This is a genomic window from Streptomyces sp. NPDC092045 (assembly GCF_044756005.1).
In the GTDB taxonomy this organism is placed as follows: Bacteria; Actinomycetota; Actinomycetes; order Streptomycetales; family Streptomycetaceae; genus Streptomyces.
Genome location: NZ_JBIVSC010000017.1, coordinates 1 through 17,118, shown reverse-complemented (window position 1 = coordinate 17,118; position 17,118 = coordinate 1). Strand labels below are relative to the sequence as shown.

Genomic DNA, 17,118 nt, shown 5'->3' with positions numbered 1-17,118 from the left:
AGCGGAACGGCGAATTCCGCTTTTCTCAGGACCGAAGGTAGCGGGTGAAGAGGAAGCCGTCCCGCTCCAGGACGGAAGCCACCCGGAAACGTGTCGGCACCGCCACCGGAGGACCTCCGGCGATCCGCTGGGCGTCCCCCGCCGTCATCGTCGGCGAGATCGTCAGGCACAGCTCGTCCAGGACCCCCGCCGCCACGAACTGGCCGAGCAGCCGCGGGCCGCCCTCGGTGAGCTGGCGCCGCAGGCCGCGCTCCGTCAGCGCCGCCAGGGCGCGGGCGGGGTCCACCCGGGCCCCGTCGCCCGCGAACAGCACCTCCGCCCCCGCCTCGCGGGCCGCCCGGACCCGCTCGGCGGGGGCCCCGCTCCCGGTCAGGACCAGGGTCGGCACCAGCGGCGCGGTGAAGAGCGGAAGCGAGAAGTCCAGGTCGAGGGAGCCGGTGACCACGGCGATCACGGGGGCCGGGCCCTGCCCGGCGGCGGCCCGGCGCTCCGCGAAGGCCTCCCGCGCCCGGGCGGGGCGGTAGCCCTCCAGGCGCACGGTCTCCGCGCCCACCACGATCACGTCGGCGAGCCCGCGCAGGGTTCCGAAGATCCTCATGTCGGTGTCGGAGGAGAGCGGCTGGGAGCGCCCCCCGTGCTGGCCGGCGCCGTCGAGCGAGGAGACCATGTTGGCCCGCAGCCAGGGCCCCCCGCCCTCCGGGTAGGCGTAGGCGTCGGCGAGCGCGTCGAGGGACCAGCCCCCGTCCCCCGCCCCGTCCTCGCGGGCCGGTCCGGCGGGCGCGGTCGGCGCGGCCGGCCCGGCTGTCATGTCCGTCACAGGAAACAGGCGTCGCATCCGGGCAGTCTGACATGGCGCTTAGAGTGGGGAACTGTGTCGACCCGTGCCCTCACCGAAGCCGTCTCCTCCGCAGCGGCCCCGCTCTCGCTCTGCTCACGAGAGCCCCACGTCCCCGCCGAGCGCCTCGTGGCGGAGATGGTGCCGCCGCCGCGCTTCGACTCCGTGCGCTTCGACACGTACATCCCGGACCCGAACCAGCCCAGCCAGACGCAGGCCGTCGAGGTCCTGAGCGCCTTCGCCGAGGGCCTGGGCGGGGCGCACGCCTCCGGCGCCGGGAAGCGCCGCTGGTTCGCGAAGAAGCCCGCCGCCCCCACCGGGCCGCGCGGGGTCTACCTGGACGGCGGGTACGGCGTCGGCAAGACCCACCTGCTCGCCTCGCTCTGGCACGCGACCCCCGCCGATCCCGCCCTGAAGGCCTTCGGCACCTTCGTGGAGTTGACCAACCTGGTCGGCGCGCTCGGCTTCCAGCAGACCGTGAAGACGCTGAGCGGGCACCGGCTCCTCTGCATCGACGAGTTCGAGCTCGACGACCCGGGCGACACCGTCCTCGTCTCCAGCCTCCTCGGCAAGCTGGTCGAGGCGGGCGTGGCGCTCGCCGCCACCTCCAACACGCTCCCCGGCAAGCTCGGCGAGGGCCGCTTCGCCGCCGCCGACTTCCTCCGCGAGATCCAGGGCCTCTCCGCCCACTTCCGGCCGCTGCGGATCGACGGCGAGGACTACCGCCACCGCGGTCTGCCCGAGGCGCCCGCGCCGCACTCCGACCAGACCGTCACGGAGACCGCGTACGCCACGCCGGGCGCCTCCCTGGACGACTTCCCGAGCCTGCTCGAACACCTGGCCAGGGTGCACCCGAGCCGGTACGGCGCCCTCACCGACGACCTCACCGCCGTCTGCCTCACCGACGTGCGGCCCGTGCCCGACCAGTCGACCGCGCTGCGGCTCGTCGTGCTGGCCGACCGGCTGTACGACCGCGAGATACCGGTGCTCGCCTCCGGCCTGCCCTTCGACCGCCTGTTCAGCGAGGAGATGCTGAACGGCGGGTACCGCAAGAAGTACTTCCGGGCGATCTCGCGGCTCACCGCGCTCGCCCGCGACGCGAAGGGGCTCGTCGCGCAGTAGCTTGGGGGCCGTACCCGATCGATCGAAAGGGATCCACCATGGCCACCGTGCGTCACGCCCACACCGTCTGGGAGGGCAACCTCGTCCAGGGTTCCGGGGTCGTCTCCCTCGACTCCTCCGGCGTCGGACAGTTCGACGTCTCCTGGCCCTCCCGGTCGGAGGAGCCCAACGGGAAGACCAGCCCCGAGGAACTGATCGCGGCCGCGCACTCCTCCTGCTTCTCGATGGCCCTCTCCCACGGCCTGGCCGGCGCGGGCACCCCGCCCGCCCGCCTGGAGACCAAGGCCGACGTCACCTTCCAGCCGGGCGAGGGCATCACCGGCATCCACCTCACCGTGCGCGGCGAGGTCCCGGGCCTGGACGCGGAGGCCTTCCGGTCCGCGGCGGAGGACGCGAAGAAGAACTGCCCGGTCAGCCAGGCGCTGTCGGGCACGAACATCACGCTCACCGCAGAGCTGGGCTGATTCCACACCTGACCACCGGTCAGGAACCGCACAACACGCGACAGTCGCGGCCCGCACGGTTCACGCGCCACCGGAGCGCGTGATACACACGTGCGGGCCGCACGTCACACCGGCAACACGTGACGCGACGGAGCGTCACCACCTGTCCGCCAACAGGGAGCGTTGCCCCATGTCCGCAACACGACGTCAGATCCTGTCCCGCACCGGCGCGGCCGCCGCCGGGATCGCCTTCACCGGCGCCCTCTCCGAACTCTTCGCCGGAAGCGCGTGGGCGGCCCCGGGCGACCGGCCGCCCCGGGGCGGCCACGGCCCCCTCGTGCCCGATCCCGAAGGCCTCCTCGACCTGCCGGCCGGCTTCCGGTACGAGGTCCTCTCCCGGGAGGGCGACCCGCTGCGCTCCGGCGAGGGCCCCGTCCCGGGCAACCACGACGGCATGGGCGCCTTCCCCGGACACCGGGGCCGGGTGCACCTGGTCCGCAACCACGAGAACAGGGCCACCGGGAAGATCGGCGTCCCGACCGTCCCCGGCCTCACCTACGACCCGGCGGCCAAGGGCGGCTGCACGGTCCTCGAACTCGACGGCCGGAACGGCGTCCTCGGCGAGCGGGTCGCCGTCGCGGGCACGGCCGTCAACTGCGCGGGCGGGCCCACGCCCTGGAACACCTGGCTGACCTGCGAGGAGACCGAGGACAAGGCCGGTACGAACGGCTACGCCAAGGACCACGGCTTCGTCTTCGAGGTCGACGGCGCCGACCCGCGCCGCACCGGGGCCGTCCCGCTCACCGCCATGGGCCGCTTCCAGCACGAGGCCGTCGCCGTCGATCCGCACAGCGGCATCGTGTACGAGACGGAGGACGCCTTCGACCGCCCCTTCGGGCTCTTCTACCGCTTCCTCCCCCGCAAGCCGCTCGGCGGCACGGGCTCGCTGCGCGCGGGCGGCGCCCTGGAGGCGATGCGGGTGCCGGGCGTCCCCGACCTCTCCGCGGTCCAGGAGACCGGCGCCCGCTTCGAGGGCGTCGAATGGGTCCCCGTACCGGATCCGCTCGCGGCCGGAACGCCCATCAGGTTCCAGGACTTCGGCCCCCGGGGCATCACCCACGCGCAGAAGCTGGAGGGCTGCTACTGGGGCGGGCGGGCCGTCTACTTCGTGTCGTCGTTCGCGCGGACCGGGGACGGCTCGGCGGCCACCCACTTCGGCCAGGTGTGGAAGTACGAGCCGCACCGGCGCCGGCTCACCCTCGTCGTCCTCTTCGGCCCGAGCACCGACGTCCGGCTGCCGGGGGAGTCGCCGGACAACATCTGCCTGGCGCCGGCCGGGGGCCTGATGGTCTGCGAGGACGGCGGGGGCGCGCAGCACGTCTTCGGGGTGGACGAACGGGGCGCGGTCTACCCGGTCGCGCGCGGGCGGCAGAACATCGGCACCCCGGAGGAGCCGGAGTGGGGCGAGTTCGCCGGGGTCACCTTCTCGCCGGACCGGAGCACGATGTACGTCAACTGCTACACGCCGGGGACGACGTTCGCCGTGACGGGCCCCTGGCACCGCTGATCCGTCCCCGGAGGTCGCGGGCGGCCCGGTTGCGGTGGAGGATCGGGGGCAGGAGGGCGGGACTGCGGAAGGAGCGCGAGATGGCGAAGAAGCACGAGGGCAAGAAGCGGCGCGAGGAGCGGGAGCCGGTCCTGCGGGACGTCCTGCGCGTCCCCGTGGGCGAGCCGGTCGACCTCGCCTCGTACGACGCCCGCGGCATCCCGGCCGGTCCCGCCGACAAGGCGGCCGGGACGGCCGCCACCGCCGTGCTCGGGCCGCGCCTCGCCGAGCTCCAGGAGCGCCTGTACGCGTCGAGCACCGCCGGGGACCGCCGACGGCTGCTCCTGGTCCTCCAGGGCATGGACACCAGCGGCAAGGGCGGCACGGTCAAGCACGTGATCGGGTTCCTCAGCCCGTCGGGCTGCCGGGTGCGCGCCTTCAAGGCGCCGACGACCGAGGAGAAGGAGCACCCCTTCCTCTGGCGGATCGAGAGGGCGCTGCCCCTGCCGGGCGAGATCGGCATCTTCGACCGCTCGCACTACGAGGACGTCCTCGTCCCGCGCGTCCACGAGCTGGTCTCCCGCTCCGAGATCAAGCGCCGCTACCGGCAGATCAACCACTTCGAGAAGTCCCTCGCGGACGACGGCGTGACGGTGGTCAAGGTCTTCCTCCACCTCTCGTACGAGGAGCAGCGCGCCCGGCTCCTCCAGCGCCTCGACGACCCCGACAAGCACTGGAAGTTCAACACGGGCGACATCGAGGAACGGGCCCTGTGGCCGGACTACCGCAAGGCCTACGAACTGGCCCTGGAGCGCTGCGGAACGGACGCGGCGCCGTGGTACGTGGTCCCGGCGGACCGCAAGTGGTACCGGAACTGGGCGATCAGCAAGCTGCTGCTGGAACACCTGGAGGCGCTGGACCCGAAGTACCCGCCGGGGGACTTCGACGTGGAGGAGAGCCGGAAGCTGCTACTGGCTTCTTGAGCGGCGCCAGTCGGTGACGGCGCGCCTCAGGCGGGCGGACGCCCCGAGACGGAGGAGGCTCGGTCTTCCCTCCTCCGCCATCGTGGTGAACAGCCGGTCGAGGAGCGCCGACTCGTCGGCGTGGGCCAGCCGCGTGGCGAAGAGGGTGATGACCTCCGTGTCGTCCAGCCACGTCACCAGGTCGAGCAGGACGCCGATCCGCTCGCCGTCGAACTCCCGGATCCGTCGGCCGAGCCGTGACTCGTCGTCCGTTCATCCGCTCCGCGTCCCGCCGCGAGCGGGCCGGCTCGCCCCGTAGGGTCTCCAGCTCGTATTCGGCCGGGTTGCAGGCCCGCAGCGCCTCCGGGCGCCGGCCCCGGATCGCCTCCTTGACCTCAAGGCGGAGGGGCGCCCCGACGTGCTCCTCGGAAACCCGATGCGTACCCTCCGCTGGGCCCAGCGCGGCCTGATCGTCCTCGTTTCGACCGTTCCCCTCCTCCTCGTCACCCTCGCCCTCCTGCCCGCCCTGCTCGTCCTGCCCTTCCGGCGCGAGCGGGCCGCGCACGCCCAGGCGATGGTGCGTCAGCTCGGCGCGTGGACCCGGGTGCTGCTCCTGTCGAGTCGCGAGCGATAAGTCATCTGATCGGATAACTTCCGGCTGTGAACATTTATGTACGAAAAGTGGCGGTGCTCGGGCTTCTGGGCGCCGCCCTCGTCGGCTGCGGCGAGGGCGCCGCCCCCAAGGCCCCGAGCGCGAGGGCGTCGGCCGGCGTCCCCTCGCCCTCCGCCACCGCCCGCGCGAGCGCCGCCGCCCTTCCCAAGCCGGGCGCCGAGCCCGCCGCCGCGCCCACCATGGCGCCCGGCCCGAACGGGCTCGCCCCCGTCTACACGCGCCGGGCCGCGAGCTCCCCGAAGGCCGCCGAGAAGGTCGTGGCCCTCACCTTCGACGCCGACATGACGGCCGACCAGGGGCCCAGGGCCGCGCGCGGCGAGCGCTTCGACAACCCGGAGCTCATCGCCACCCTCCGCCGCCTGGAGGTGGACGCGACCGTCTTCATGACGGGCCGCTGGGCGGAGGAGTACCCGGACCAGGCCAGGTCCATCGGCGGCGATCCGCGCTTCGAGATCGCCAACCACTCGTACAGCCACCACGCCTTCGCGTCGCCCTGCTACGGCCTGCCCACCGTCCCCGGGCCCGACATGGCGGCGGACGTGCGGCGCGCCTTCGACGCCTTCCGGGACGCCGGGGCCGTCAACGTCGTCCCGTACTTCCGGTTCCCCGGCGGCTGCTACGACGACACGGCCCTGCGCGCCCTCGGCCCCGCCGGGGTGACGGCGGTCCAGTGGGACGTGGTCAGCGGGGACGCCTTCGCGAAGGACGCGGACGCGGTCGCCGAGCAGGTGCTCGACGGGGTGAAGCCCGGTTCGCTCGTGGTCATGCACTGCACGCGCAGCGCCGCGCCCGTCACCGAGCGGGCGATCCGCCGGATCGTCCCGGAGCTGCGGGCCCGCGGCTACCGCTTCGTGAAGGTGTCCGACCTCATGCGCGGCTGAGGGGCCCGGGGAGGGGCCTCGGGCCTCAGCCGGAGCAGGACATGCGCTGGGCCTCCTGCCACTCGCACACCGGGCAGAGCGTGATGCCCTTGGCCGACGCCGGGTACTCGGTCGGCTCCCGGCACAGCACGCAGGCGGCGAACGGGCCCTCGGCCGCCGGTTCGGGCCTCGGGGCGGGCTCGGGGGCGCAGGACGACGCGGACGCGGATGCGGACGCGGGCGTGGTCTCGGTCATGTGTCCGAGCGTACTCCCGGCGCGCCCGCCCCGGCCGTACGCGATCCGGCCGCGCTCACTCCAGGCGTGCCGTGGCGCGGCAGGCGAGGAACGCCGCTCCCGCCGCGAGGAGCAGGGCGCCCGCGAAGGCGGCCCAGGGCGGGACGGCGGTCCCCGCGCGGGCCCCGGCGGTCAGGGCCGTCATGGCGTGCTTCGCCGGGGACCCGGTGGTCACGAAGGCCAGGAGGGAGCCGAGGACGAGGACCGCGAGGGACCAGCCGGGGGCCTTGAGGAAGGGGCGGGAGGCGAGCGCGCCCACGGCGGCGCCCGTGAGGGCGCAGGCGAGCGCCGCGAGCAGCCCGGTGGCGGCCGCGGCGGGGGCGGCGATCCCGCGCCGGTCGCTCACGGCCGTCACCACCAGGACGGCGGCCGTGCCGGGCAGGACCGGCCAGGCTGTTCCGGTGAGGAGCGCCGCGAGGTGCGCGCGGTTCCGGCCGGCGGCGGCCGCGACCACGTTCCGCGCGGCGGGCGGCTCCTGGGTGAGGCAGATCCGCACCGTCCAGGCCGTCACCGGCAGCAGGGCCGCGGCGGTGAACCCGAGCGCGTCGAGCACCGGCTCGGCCGCCCGCACGCCGACGCCGATGAAGACCGCGTACAGGAGGAGCGGCGCCAGCCACCGCTGCGAGCGGAGCAGGAGACCCGACTGGTAGCGCAGCAGCGCCGTCATGCCCGTACGCCCCCTTCGGAGGGTTCGGTCCGCCCGGTGTGGAGCCGGTGGACGTGCCAGGAGGCCGCGAGGAGCTCCCCGAGCAGGGCGTCGGAGTGGGCCTCGTCCACGGTGAGGACGGTGGTGCCGTCGGGGCCGGGCGCGACGGCCGGCCCGCCCGGCGGCCGTGCGGGGAGCGCCCGCCCGCCGGAGACGGTGATCCGCACGAGGGCGCCGGAGGCGCCGGGAGCGTCGGGAGTACCGGGAGTACCGGGAGTACTGGGGGCGCCGGAAATGCCGGGGGCGCCGGGAGCGCCGGAAATGCCAGGGACGCCGGGAGCGCCGGGAGCGCCGGGAGCGTCGGAAATGCCGGGGGCCCCGGGAGCGCCGGAAGTCCCGGGGACACCGGGAGTCCCGGGGACACCGGGGGCGCCGGAAGTCCCGGGGGCGCCGGAAGTCCCGGGGGCGCCGGGAGCGCCGGGGGCCCGGAGGGCTCCGGGCGGCTCTTCCGCCGGCTCCCTCCCCGGCCGCACCCGCCCCGCCGCCACCTCGTACACCGCGTCCGCCTCGCCCCGCAGCCTGCGCGGGTCGTGGTCGACGAAGACGACCGTCGCGCCCGCCGCGACGCGTTCGCGGACGGCGGCGTCGAGCGCGGCGCGGGCTCCGGCGTCGAGCCCGGTCCAGGCCTCGTCGAGGACGAGGAGCTCCGGGTCGGCGAGGAGCGCCTGCGCGACGGCGACCTTCTGGCTCGTGCCCTTGGAGAGCTCCGCGAGTCCGGTGCGGGCGTGCCCGCCGGCCCCGAAGCGCTCCAGCCACTCCCCCGCCCGGGCCCGGGCGGCCGTCCGGCCGAGGCCCTGGACGCGGCCGAGACGGACCAGGTAGTCGAGGGCCGTGAACGGCAGCGCGACGGGGAAACGCTCGGGGACGTACGCGGTGCGGGCGGGCCGTCCGGTGACGCGCCCCTCGGTGGGCGCGTCGATGCCGGCGAGCAGCCGGAGCAGGGTGGACTTGCCGGTGCCGTTGGTGCCGGTGACCCGGACCAGGGCGGCGGGAGGCAGGCCGAGGTCGACCCCGCGCAGCACCCACGGTCCCCGCGGGCCGTGCCGGCGCCCGGCCCCCTCCAGCCTCGGCCGCCCGGCGGCGGAAGGATCACCCGTCATGGGCGGCATCCTGGCGCGGAAGCGGCGATTCCCACAAGAACCGCTCGTCGCGGAGCCGGTGACGGCGCTCGTGGCGGCGATGGCAGACTTGCCCGGTGAGCAGCGATGAGACCGATCTCCGCGACGAGAAGCCCCAGTTCGTCCTCCCCCTGGTGGTGCGGATCGAGCGCGACGCGCCCCCGGCCCGCACCGACGCCCTGGAGACCGCGGCGCGGGCCGTCCTGGAGATCCTGACCGACGGGCGTTCCACCGGCGGGGGCGAGTGGGCGCGGGCCATGGAGGACTGGCAGGACGCCCGGATCCGCAAGGTGGTGCGCCGGGCGCGCGGCGCCGAGTGGCGGCGGGCGTGCGCGCTCCCCGGCATCACGGTCACCGGCGCGGAGGCGGAGGTGCGGGTCTTTCCGCCGGTCCCGCTCGACGGCTGGCCCAAGGACCTGGCCCGCCTCCAGGTCTCGGGCACCGACCTCGACGACCCGGCCGCCCCCGGCCCCGCGCCGGAGGGGGCGGCGGTGCTGTGGTTCAACCCGGACCTGGAGATGTCGGCCGGCAAGTCGATGGCCCAGGCGGGCCACGGCGCCCAGCTCCTCTGGTGGGCGATGCCGGAGGCCGGGCGCGAGGCCTGGCGGGAGGCGGGCTTCCCGCTCGCCGTGCGCACCGCCCCGGCCGCGGACTGGCCCGCCCTCACGACGAGCGGCCTCCCGGTCGTCCGCGACGCGGGCTTCACGGAGATCGCCCCGGGCTCGGCGACGGTGGTGTCGGCGTTCCCCCGGACCGGCTGATCCCCGGACCGGCTCATCCCCGGACCGGCCGGTCCCGGACCGGCCGGTCCCCGCGCCGGTCGGTCGCCGCGCCGACGGGGACCACCGCCGGGGCCCGGAACCCGGAAACCTCAAATGAAGCTCTGAACGTCCTCCTCCCGGGGTTCGAACGTTCCCGCGTGGGCCATCACAGGGGAACTGAGGACCGAAGGAGGGGGACCATGACGGAACTCGGCACAGGCATCGGCTGGCGTCCCGAGATCGCGGAGGCGGTGGAGGGACTGGCCGGGGTCGACTGGGTGGAGGTCGTCGCGGAGAACATCTGCGCGGACCATCTGCCCGACTCCCTGACCCGGCTGCGGCGGCGCGGCGTCACGGTCGTGCCGCACGGGGTCTCGCTCGGGCTCGGCGGCGCGGACCGGCCGGACCCCGGCCGGCTCGCGGCGCTCGGCGAGAAGGCGGTGGCCCTCGGGGCGCCGCTGGTGACGGAGCACATCGCGTTCGTACGGGCCGGAGGGGCGCTCACCGCGTCCCCGGCGCTCGAAGCGGGCCACCTGCTGCCGGTGCCCCGCACCCGGGACGCCCTCGACGTGCTCTGCGAGAACGTGCGCATCGCCCAGGACGCGCTGCCCGTGCCGCTCGCCCTGGAGAACATCGCCGCCCTGATCTCCTGGCCCGGCGAGGAGATGACGGAGGGGCGGTTCCTCGCGGAGCTGGTGGAGCGCACGGGGGTGCGGCTCCTCATCGACGTCGCCAACCTGCACACCAACCGCGTCAACCGCGGCGAGGACCCGGCGCGGGCCCTGTCCGAACTGCCCGTCGAGGCCATCGCGTACGTGCACGTGGCGGGCGGCGTCGAGCGGGACGGCGTCTGGCACGACACCCACGCCCACCCGGTGCCCCGCCCGGTCCTCGACGTCCTCGCCGACCTCGCCTCCCGGGTCTCCCCGCCCGGGGTGCTCCTGGAGCGGGACGACGACTTCCCGGCGGCGGCGGAGCTGGCGGAGGAACTGACCGTGATCCGGGCGACGGTGACGGGGGCCTCGGCGACCGGGGCACCGGCCGGGGCGTCCGCCCGGCGCGGCGCGGAGGCGGAGCGGCCGGCCGGCCGGCCGCTGCTCATCGGCGCCGGTGCCCGCGTCTCCGGCGGGCCGATGCCCCGGGCCGTCCCGGACGCGCCCCCGGCGGCACCGGAGACCGGCGCGCCCGCGCCCGTGGAGGACGGGGGCGCGCGGCAGCGGCTCGGGCTCGCGCAGGCCTCGCTGCTCTCGGCGCTCGTCGCCGGGACGCCCGTGCCCGAGGGGTTCGACAGCCGGCGGATCGGAGTGCAGAGCCGGGCGCTCGCGGCCAAGCGGGCCGGGGTGGTCGCGAAGGTCGCGCCGGAGCTGCCCGGGATCCTGGGCCGGGAGTTCCGGCCCGCGTTCCTCGCGTACGCCCGGTCCCGTCCCATGACCGGCGGCTACCGCAGGGACGCGCTCGACTTCGCCGAGCACCTGCTGCTCGCCGGGCGCCCGGAGGACCCGGCCGCGCACCGCCTGCTCACCCGGTGGTGGCAGGACCGTTCCGGCAGCCGCCCGCCGGGCCCCGCCGCGCGGCTCGTCCGGGCCGCCCGCCACGCACTCGTACGGAGATGACCATGGGCCTCCCGATCGTCCTGTACTACCTCGTGGCCGCCGGCGCCGTCGCCCTGCTCGTCACCCGGGTCGTCCGTTCGCGCGGCGGCTCCGGCGGGCCGGTCCACGACCGGTACGAGGCCGCCTTCCTCAACGGCGGTCCGGCCGGGGTCGCCGACAGCGCCCTCGCCGCCCTCCAGGCGGACGGCCGGATCGCGGTCGGCGGGCCCGGCATCGTGGCCGTCGTCCGCCCGATCGCGCGCGACCTGGTGGAGCGCGCGGTGCTCCAGGAGCACGCCGCCGCCCCGCACGGGGCGCTGCACCACCTGCGGCTCGCCGTGATGCGGCACCCGGCGGTGCAGGAGACCGGCGACGGGCTCGCGGAGCGCGGGCTCCTCGTGGACCCGGCGACGCGGCGCGTCACGAACCGGTGGTGCGTCGTGGTCGGCGTCGCGGCGTTCGTCCTGTTCCCGGTCTCGTTCTTCCTCACGATCGCCGACTTCGCCACGAACGACGGGTTCTCGGTGCCGTTCACCTTCAAGGTGGTCCCGGCGCTGTTCGCCATGGGGGCCGCGGCCCTGATCTGCGGAACGGCCTCCGCCGGGCGGGTCACCCCGGCCGGCCGGCGCGCGCTCGCCGCGTACGGGCGTGAGCGGGGGCACCTGGCGGACGCGGGCCACCTCGTGGCCCTCCACGGGCTGCGGGCGCTGCCGGACCCGGCGTTCCGGGAGCAGCTCCTCGCCGCCGCCCGGGTCAACGGGCCGCGGAGGCCAGGACGCGGCGGGCGCCCGGGGCCGTTCCCGCACCACCGCTCCTCCTCGTCCTCCTCGGGCGCGGACGCGCTCGGCGTGGCCGCCGTGTGGTGTGCGGACTCGGGATCGTGCGGCGGAGGGGGCGGGGGTTCCTGCTCGTCGGGCTCCTGCTCCTCCGGATCCTGCTCGGGAGGGGGCTCCGGCGGTTGCGGGGGGAGTTCCAGCTCGTGCTCAAGCTCCAGTTCGTGCTCAAGCTCCAGTTCGAGCTCGTGTTCCAGCTCCAGCGGCTGACCGTCCGTACCGCACGGGGAAGGGGCGGGAGAGGCCCCGGAGATGACGCCGGTGCGGCGCGCGTGAAGCGCGCCGCACCAGGAGCCGGACCCGGTGTCGCTGGAGCGGCGGGCGGATGGTTTCCGTCGGCCGTCTGATCTTCCGGGTCGGGGGATGGCGCGCCCGGCCGGGAGCCGGGCCGCCACCAGGTCTTCGTACGGCCGTCAGGCCAGGCCCGCCACCAGGTCGGCGACGTCCTTGCGGCGGCCGGTGTAGAACGGGACCTCCTCGCGGACGTGCATCCGCGCCTCGGAGGCGCGCAGGTGGCGCATGAGGTCCACGATGCGGTGCAGCTCGTCGGCCTCGAAGGCGAGGATCCACTCGTAGTCGCCGAGCGAGAAGGAGGCGACCGTGTTGGCGCGGACGTCGGGGTAGCCCCGGGCCATCTTGCCGTGGTCGGCCAGCATCCGGCGGCGGTCCTCGTCCGGCAGCAGGTACCAGTCGTAGGAGCGGACGAAGGGGTAGACCGAGACGTAGTCGCGCGGGTTCTCGTCGGCCAGGAAGGCCGGGATGTGCGACTTGTTGAACTCGGCCGGGCGGTGCAGCGCCATGTTCGACCAGACCGGCTCCAGGGCGCGGCCCAGGCGGGTGCGGCGGAAGAGGTTGTACGCGTCCTGGAGCTCGTCGCTCGTCTCCGCGTGCCACCAGATCATGACGTCGGCGTCGGCGCGCAGACCCGAGAGGTCGTACGTGCCCCGGACGGTGACGTCCTTGGCCGCGAGCTGGTCGAACAGCTCCTGGACCTCGTCGGCGTAGCCGCTCCGGTCCTCGGGCAGGACGTCGCGCAGCTTGAAGACGGACCACAGGGTGTAGCGGATGACCTCGTTGAGGTCCTTCGCCTTCTTACCGGCGTTCGGGATCTTTTCGGGCGCACTCATGCGCCTATTCTCGCCCGTCACGAGGAGTGCCCCGCACCGGGGGCCGCCGTTTCCGACGTGGCGATGATCTCGTCCGCGGAACCGGCGCCTCCGCCGGTGGGCGCGCCTGCGATCCCGTCGGCCGCGCGGTGCGCCGAGGCGATGCAGGCGGGGATGCCGACGCCGTCGTACGCGGCGCCCGCGATCCGCAGTCCGGGCAGGGCGGCGACGGCCTCGCGGACGCGGGCGACGCGGGCGAGGTGGCCGACCGGGTACTGGGGCAGGCCGCCGGCCCAGCGGGTGACCGCGGTGGCGACCGGGCGGGCGCCGAGCCCGGTGGCGGCGGCGAGGTCCTTGAGGGAGGCGTCGACGAGGTCGGCGTCCTCGCGGTGGAGCTGCCCCTCCTCGCCGTGGCGGCCGACGGAGGTGCGGAGCACGAACAGGTCGGGGGCCGCGTCGGCGACCCAGCCCCACTTCCGCGAGGAGAAGGTGGAGGCCTTGATCGTGCGGCCGTCCACGGGGGGCACGAGGAAGCCCGAGCCGGCCGGGAGCGAGACGTCCGAGCGGCGGAACGCGAGGGTGACCAGGGCCATGGAGGCGTACTCGATCGCGCCGAGCTCGCGGGCGGCGGCGGGGGCGTGCTCCGCGAGGAGCGCGGCGGCGGGTCCGGCGGGGGTGGCGAGGACGACGGCGTCGGCGGTGAGGACGCGGTCTCCGCTCACGACCTGCCAGCCGGTGGCCCCGGTGCGGCGCAGCGCCGTCACGGGGGCGTTCAGGAGGATCTCGCCGCCGGCGGCGCGGACCGCGTCGGCGACCGCGCCGGGCAGGGTGCCGACGCCGCCCTCGACGCCGGCGAAGACGGAGCCGCCGAGGCCGGTGGCGGCGCCCGCCGCGTCGGCCGGGACGGCGGCGCCGGCCCGCTGGACGGCGCGGACGGCGGCGGTGAGCGTGGGGTGCTCGCGGGCGGCCTCGAAGAGGGCGGGGACGGCGGCCTTCATGGAGATGCGGTGGGCGTCCCCGGCGTACACCCCGCCGAGGAGGGGTTCGACGAGGCGGTCGACGACCTCGTGGCCCATGCGGGCGGCGACGTACGCGCCGATGGCGATGTCGTCCCCGATCTCGGTGGGCGGCAGGTCGAGGTCGGCGGCGATCCGGCGCACGCCCTCCTCGGAGAGCAGGCCCCCGACCGCGCGGGCGTCGCCGGGGACGCCCATGACGTGCCCCTTGGGCATGGGGACGAGGTCGCCCCGGGACCAGACGGACGCGGTGGTGGTGGCGGGGGCCGACAGCCGGTCGCCGAGGCCGACGGCACGGGCGAGGGCGACCGCCTCGGGGCGGCGGGCGAGCAGCGACTCGGCGCCGAGGTCCACGGGGGCGCCCGCCACCTCTCCGGCGAGGAGCTTGCCGCCGAGCCGGCCGTCCGCTTCGAGGAGGGTCACCCGGTGGCCGGCGAGGGCCAGCCGGTGGGCGGCCGCGAGGCCGGTGATCCCGCCTCCGGCGACGACGACGTGGGGTGCCGTGGTGTCCGCGTTCATGGGACCACTCTCTCAAATCGCCCGTCCGCTCCCGTTCCGAGGCCCGACCGTGACCGCATCGCTACCGCGGAACGGCAACCCGCGCCACGGGGTCGCGCGTCAAAGGGGCATCACCGAGAAGGCATTGCCGAAGACATCACCACCCTGGGGGGATCCCGTGCGGAGAGCGAGTACGGCGGCCGCCGTCCTGCTGACGGCTTCACTGGTTCTGGCGGGCTGCGGCGCGGGCGGGTCGGACGCGGGCGGCGGGGCGGCGGGGGCGCGGGCGGCGCGGCCGGCCGACCGGGCGCCGGACGGGTCCTCGGGGGCCTCGGGGTCCTCCTCCGGTTCCGGGACCGATTCGGGTTCCGCTTCCGGTTCCGGCAAGGCCCCGGCGAAGGCGCCGGCCCCGCAGCACGTCATCCGCACCGCCTCGCTGTCCGTGGAGGTCGCGGACGCGGCGAAGGCCCTGGCCACGGCCCGTGCGGCGGCGGTGGACGCGGGCGGGCGGGTCGAGAACGAGTCGACGGAGCGGGTCGACGACGCGTACCTCGCCTCGCGGATCGTGCTGCGGGTGCCGCAGGAGAAGTACGACCGGGTCCTCGCCGAACTGGCGGGCACCGGCAAGCTGCTGGGCCGCAAGGCCGACGCCCAGGACGTCACCGACCAGGTGGTGGACGTGCAGAGCCGGATCGCCACCCAGCGGGCGAGCGTGGCGCGGGTGCGGGAGCTGATGGACCGGGCGGAGCGGCTGTCCGACGTGGTGACCCTGGAGGCCGAGCTGAGCCGGCGTCAGGCGGACCTGGAGGCGCTGCTCGCGCAGCAGTCCTCGCTGAAGGACCGGACGTCGCTGGCGACGATCACCCTCCAGCTCACCGAGGAGCGGAAGGAGCGGCCGAAGACCGAGGAGCCGAAGGAGGAGGGCCGTCCCGGCCTCCTGGACGCGCTGGGCGGCGGCTGGAACGCGCTGGTCGCCGTGGTGGCCTGGGTCCTGGTCGTGCTCGCCGCCCTGGCGCCGTGGCTCGCGGTCGGCCTGGTCGCCCTCGTCCTCTGGCGCCGGCTGGTCCGCCCCCGGCTCGCCGCCCGCCGCCCCGCGCCGGTGCCGGGGCCGCGCCCCGGGGAGGCGCCGGGAACGACGGGGCCCGCAGGTGCCCCGGAGAAGTCGGGGGCGGCGGAGAAGTAGCGTCGTCCCCATGAGCGAACGACTGGTGGTCATCGGTGGCGACGCGGCGGGCATGTCCGCCGCGTCGCAGGCGCGCAGGCTCAAGTCCCCCGGGGAGCTGGAGATCGTCGCCTTCGAGCGCGGTCACTTCTCCTCGTACTCGGCCTGCGGCATCCCGTACTGGGTCGGCGGGGACGTCGGCTCGCGCGACGAGCTGATCGCCCGGTCCCCCGAGGAGCACCGGGCCCGTGACATCGGCCTGCGGACGCGGACCGAGGTGACGGAGATCGACGTCGAGCGGCAGCGGGTCCGCTCCCGGGACCTGGAGTCCGGCGCGGAGGAGTGGACCGGCTTCGACGAGCTGGTGATCGCGACGGGGGCGCGGCCGCTGCGCCCGCCGGTGCCGGGGATCGACGCGCCCGGGGTGCACGGCGTGCAGAACCTGGACGACGGCCAGGCCCTGATCGACACCCTCTCCCGTACGGAGGGCCGGCGGGCGGTGGTGGTCGGCGCCGGGTACATCGGGGTGGAGATGGCCGAGGCGCTCCTCAACCGGGGCTACGAGGTGACCGTCCTCAACCGCAGCGAGCAGCCGATGGCGACCCTCGACCCGGACATGGGCCGGCTCGTGCACGCGGCGATGGACGGGCTCGGGATCAGGACGGTCAACTCGGCGGCGGTCACGGAGGTGCTCACCGGACCCGACGGCCGGGTGCGGGCGGTGGCGACGGACGAGGAGGAGTACCCGGCGGACGTGGTGGTCCTGGGCACGGGCGTGCGGCCGGAGACCTCGCTCGCCGAGGAGGCGGGGCTGCCGCTCGGGGCGTACGGCGGGCTGCTCACCGATCTGGCGATGCGGGTGCGGGGGCACGGGAACGTCTGGGCGGGCGGCGACTGCGTGGAGGTCCTGGACCTGGTCTCGGGCCGGATGCGGCACGTGGCCCTCGGGACGCACGCGAACAAGCAGGGCCAGGTCATCGGGACGAACGTCGGCGGCGACTACGCGACCTTCCCGGGCGTGGTGGGCACGGCGGTCTCGAAGGTGTGCGACCTGGAGATCGCGCGGACCGGCCTGCGGGAGAAGGAGGCGCTGGAGGCGGGGCTGCGGTTCGTGGCGGTGACGGTCGAGTCGACGAGCCGGGCGGGCTACTACCCGGGGGCCGCGCCGATGACGGTGAAGATGCTGGCCGAGCGGCGCACCGGCCGGCTGCTCGGGACGCAGATCGTGGGCCGGGAGGGCGCGGCGAAGCGGGTGGACGTGGCGGCGGTGGCGCTCACGGCGGGGATGACGGTGGAGGCGATGACGGCCCTGGACCTGGGCTACGCGCCGCCGTTCTCGCCGGTGTGGGACCCGGTGCTCGTCGCGGCCCGCAAGGCGACGGCGGCGGTCCGCGCGGCGGGCTGAGCGCGGTGACGGCGACGGCCGCCGGGCGGGTGCCCGGCGGCCGTCGCCGTCGCGCGAGCGCTTCCCGGCGGCCGGCCGGCCGCGCGCGTACTAAAGGGTGTTGCAGAAGGTCGGGTTCGGACAGGCCTGAATGGCGTTTGACCTGCCATTTCACCGGGTCATGGCGAGGTTGTGCATGGCGGCGA

18 protein-coding genes are annotated in these 17,118 nt (G+C 75.5%); 11 read left to right on the top strand and 7 right to left on the bottom strand.

Going from position 1 to position 17,118, the window contains the following annotated elements; all coding sequences use genetic code 11:
* Positions 1-25: 25 nt before the first annotated feature.
* Positions 26-835 (bottom strand): pyrimidine reductase family protein, encoded by an 810-nt coding sequence (locus ACIQKA_RS27660; RefSeq protein ID WP_383150945.1) that lies wholly within the window; start codon positions 833-835, stop codon positions 26-28.
* A 36-nt stretch (positions 836-871) separates the two neighbouring features.
* Here ACIQKA_RS27660 and zapE point away from each other — a divergent pair, with 36 nt between their 5' ends.
* The 4 genes from zapE (at position 872) to ACIQKA_RS27640 (ending at position 4,929) form a co-directional block, all read left to right on the top strand.
* A complete protein-coding gene (zapE, locus tag ACIQKA_RS27655) occupies positions 872-1,957 on the top strand; it encodes a cell division protein ZapE (RefSeq protein ID WP_383150944.1) in 1,086 nt (361 codons plus the stop codon).
* Between the two features lie 38 nt (positions 1,958-1,995).
* The gene (locus tag ACIQKA_RS27650; protein ID WP_383150943.1) at positions 1,996-2,421 is read left to right on the top strand and encodes an OsmC family protein; all 426 of its coding nucleotides are present in this window, start codon (positions 1,996-1,998) and stop codon (positions 2,419-2,421) included.
* 169 nt (positions 2,422-2,590) lie between these two features.
* Positions 2,591-3,967 carry an alkaline phosphatase PhoX gene (locus ACIQKA_RS27645; protein ID WP_383444404.1) on the top strand — a complete coding sequence of 459 codons (1,377 nt, stop codon included), beginning with the start codon at positions 2,591-2,593 and terminating at the stop codon, positions 3,965-3,967.
* An 80-nt stretch (positions 3,968-4,047) separates the two neighbouring features.
* Entirely contained in the window at positions 4,048-4,929 is an 882-nt protein-coding gene (locus tag ACIQKA_RS27640) for a polyphosphate kinase 2 family protein (protein WP_402542741.1), read from the top strand.
* On the opposite strand, the gene ACIQKA_RS27635 is transcribed toward ACIQKA_RS27640, so the two are convergent.
* On the bottom strand, positions 4,915-5,106 hold the full coding sequence (locus ACIQKA_RS27635; protein WP_390110853.1) for a hypothetical protein: 192 nt from the start codon (positions 5,104-5,106) through the stop codon (positions 4,915-4,917). The two genes, ACIQKA_RS27640 and ACIQKA_RS27635, sit on opposite strands and share 15 nt — an antisense overlap.
* A gap of 238 nt (positions 5,107-5,344) precedes the next feature.
* Here ACIQKA_RS27635 and ACIQKA_RS27630 point away from each other — a divergent pair, with 238 nt between their 5' ends.
* Together ACIQKA_RS27630 and ACIQKA_RS27625 are read left to right on the top strand one after the other, a co-directional pair.
* Entirely contained in the window at positions 5,345-5,542 is a 198-nt protein-coding gene (locus tag ACIQKA_RS27630) for a hypothetical protein (RefSeq protein ID WP_402542740.1), read from the top strand.
* A gap of 26 nt (positions 5,543-5,568) precedes the next feature.
* Positions 5,569-6,462 carry a polysaccharide deacetylase family protein gene (locus tag ACIQKA_RS27625; protein ID WP_402542739.1) on the top strand — a complete coding sequence of 298 codons (894 nt, stop codon included), beginning with the start codon at positions 5,569-5,571 and terminating at the stop codon, positions 6,460-6,462.
* A gap of 25 nt (positions 6,463-6,487) precedes the next feature.
* Here the strand turns inward: ACIQKA_RS27625 and ACIQKA_RS27620 are convergent, their stop codons facing one another.
* The 3 genes from ACIQKA_RS27620 to ACIQKA_RS27610 are packed head-to-tail and all read right to left on the bottom strand — an operon-like array spanning position 6,488 to position 8,542.
* Positions 6,488-6,697: a hypothetical protein gene (locus ACIQKA_RS27620; RefSeq protein ID WP_383432621.1), complete on the bottom strand. Its 210-nt coding sequence runs from the start codon at positions 6,695-6,697 to the stop codon at positions 6,488-6,490.
* 55 nt (positions 6,698-6,752) lie between these two features.
* Positions 6,753-7,403 (bottom strand): ABC transporter, encoded by a 651-nt coding sequence (locus ACIQKA_RS27615; RefSeq protein WP_383150934.1) that lies wholly within the window; start codon positions 7,401-7,403, stop codon positions 6,753-6,755.
* Positions 7,400-8,542, bottom strand: a complete 1,143-nt coding sequence (locus tag ACIQKA_RS27610) for an ATP-binding cassette domain-containing protein (RefSeq protein WP_402542738.1) — start codon at positions 8,540-8,542, stop codon at positions 7,400-7,402. Before ACIQKA_RS27610 ends, ACIQKA_RS27615 begins: the two co-directional genes overlap by 4 nt.
* 95 nt (positions 8,543-8,637) lie before the next feature.
* Here ACIQKA_RS27610 and ACIQKA_RS27605 point away from each other — a divergent pair, with 95 nt between their 5' ends.
* The 3 genes from ACIQKA_RS27605 (at position 8,638) to ACIQKA_RS27595 (ending at position 11,956) form a co-directional block, all read left to right on the top strand.
* A complete protein-coding gene (locus tag ACIQKA_RS27605; RefSeq protein ID WP_383150932.1) occupies positions 8,638-9,321 on the top strand; it encodes a peptidyl-tRNA hydrolase in 684 nt (227 codons plus the stop codon).
* 200 nt (positions 9,322-9,521) lie between these two features.
* Positions 9,522-10,934 carry a DUF692 domain-containing protein gene (locus tag ACIQKA_RS27600; RefSeq protein WP_402542737.1) on the top strand — a complete coding sequence of 471 codons (1,413 nt, stop codon included), beginning with the start codon at positions 9,522-9,524 and terminating at the stop codon, positions 10,932-10,934.
* A gap of 2 nt (positions 10,935-10,936) precedes the next feature.
* Positions 10,937-11,956 carry a TIGR04222 domain-containing membrane protein gene (locus ACIQKA_RS27595; RefSeq protein WP_391096363.1) on the top strand — a complete coding sequence of 340 codons (1,020 nt, stop codon included), beginning with the start codon at positions 10,937-10,939 and terminating at the stop codon, positions 11,954-11,956.
* Positions 11,957-12,159: 203 nt separating this feature from the next.
* On the opposite strand, the gene hemQ is transcribed toward ACIQKA_RS27595, so the two are convergent.
* Together hemQ and hemG are read right to left on the bottom strand one after the other, a co-directional pair.
* Positions 12,160-12,873, bottom strand: coding sequence for a hydrogen peroxide-dependent heme synthase (hemQ, locus tag ACIQKA_RS27590; protein WP_383150929.1), 714 nt, complete (start codon positions 12,871-12,873; stop codon positions 12,160-12,162).
* Between the two features lie 17 nt (positions 12,874-12,890).
* A complete protein-coding gene (gene hemG / locus ACIQKA_RS27585; protein ID WP_383150928.1) occupies positions 12,891-14,387 on the bottom strand; it encodes a protoporphyrinogen oxidase in 1,497 nt (498 codons plus the stop codon).
* Between the two features lie 157 nt (positions 14,388-14,544).
* Between hemG and ACIQKA_RS27580 the strand changes: the two genes are divergently transcribed.
* Positions 14,545-15,549: a DUF4349 domain-containing protein gene (locus tag ACIQKA_RS27580; RefSeq protein WP_402542735.1), complete on the top strand. Its 1,005-nt coding sequence runs from the start codon at positions 14,545-14,547 to the stop codon at positions 15,547-15,549.
* 10 nt (positions 15,550-15,559) lie between these two features.
* Positions 15,560-16,933, top strand: coding sequence for an FAD-dependent oxidoreductase (locus tag ACIQKA_RS27575; protein WP_402542733.1), 1,374 nt, complete (start codon positions 15,560-15,562; stop codon positions 16,931-16,933).
* Positions 16,934-17,118 lie beyond the last annotated feature (185 nt).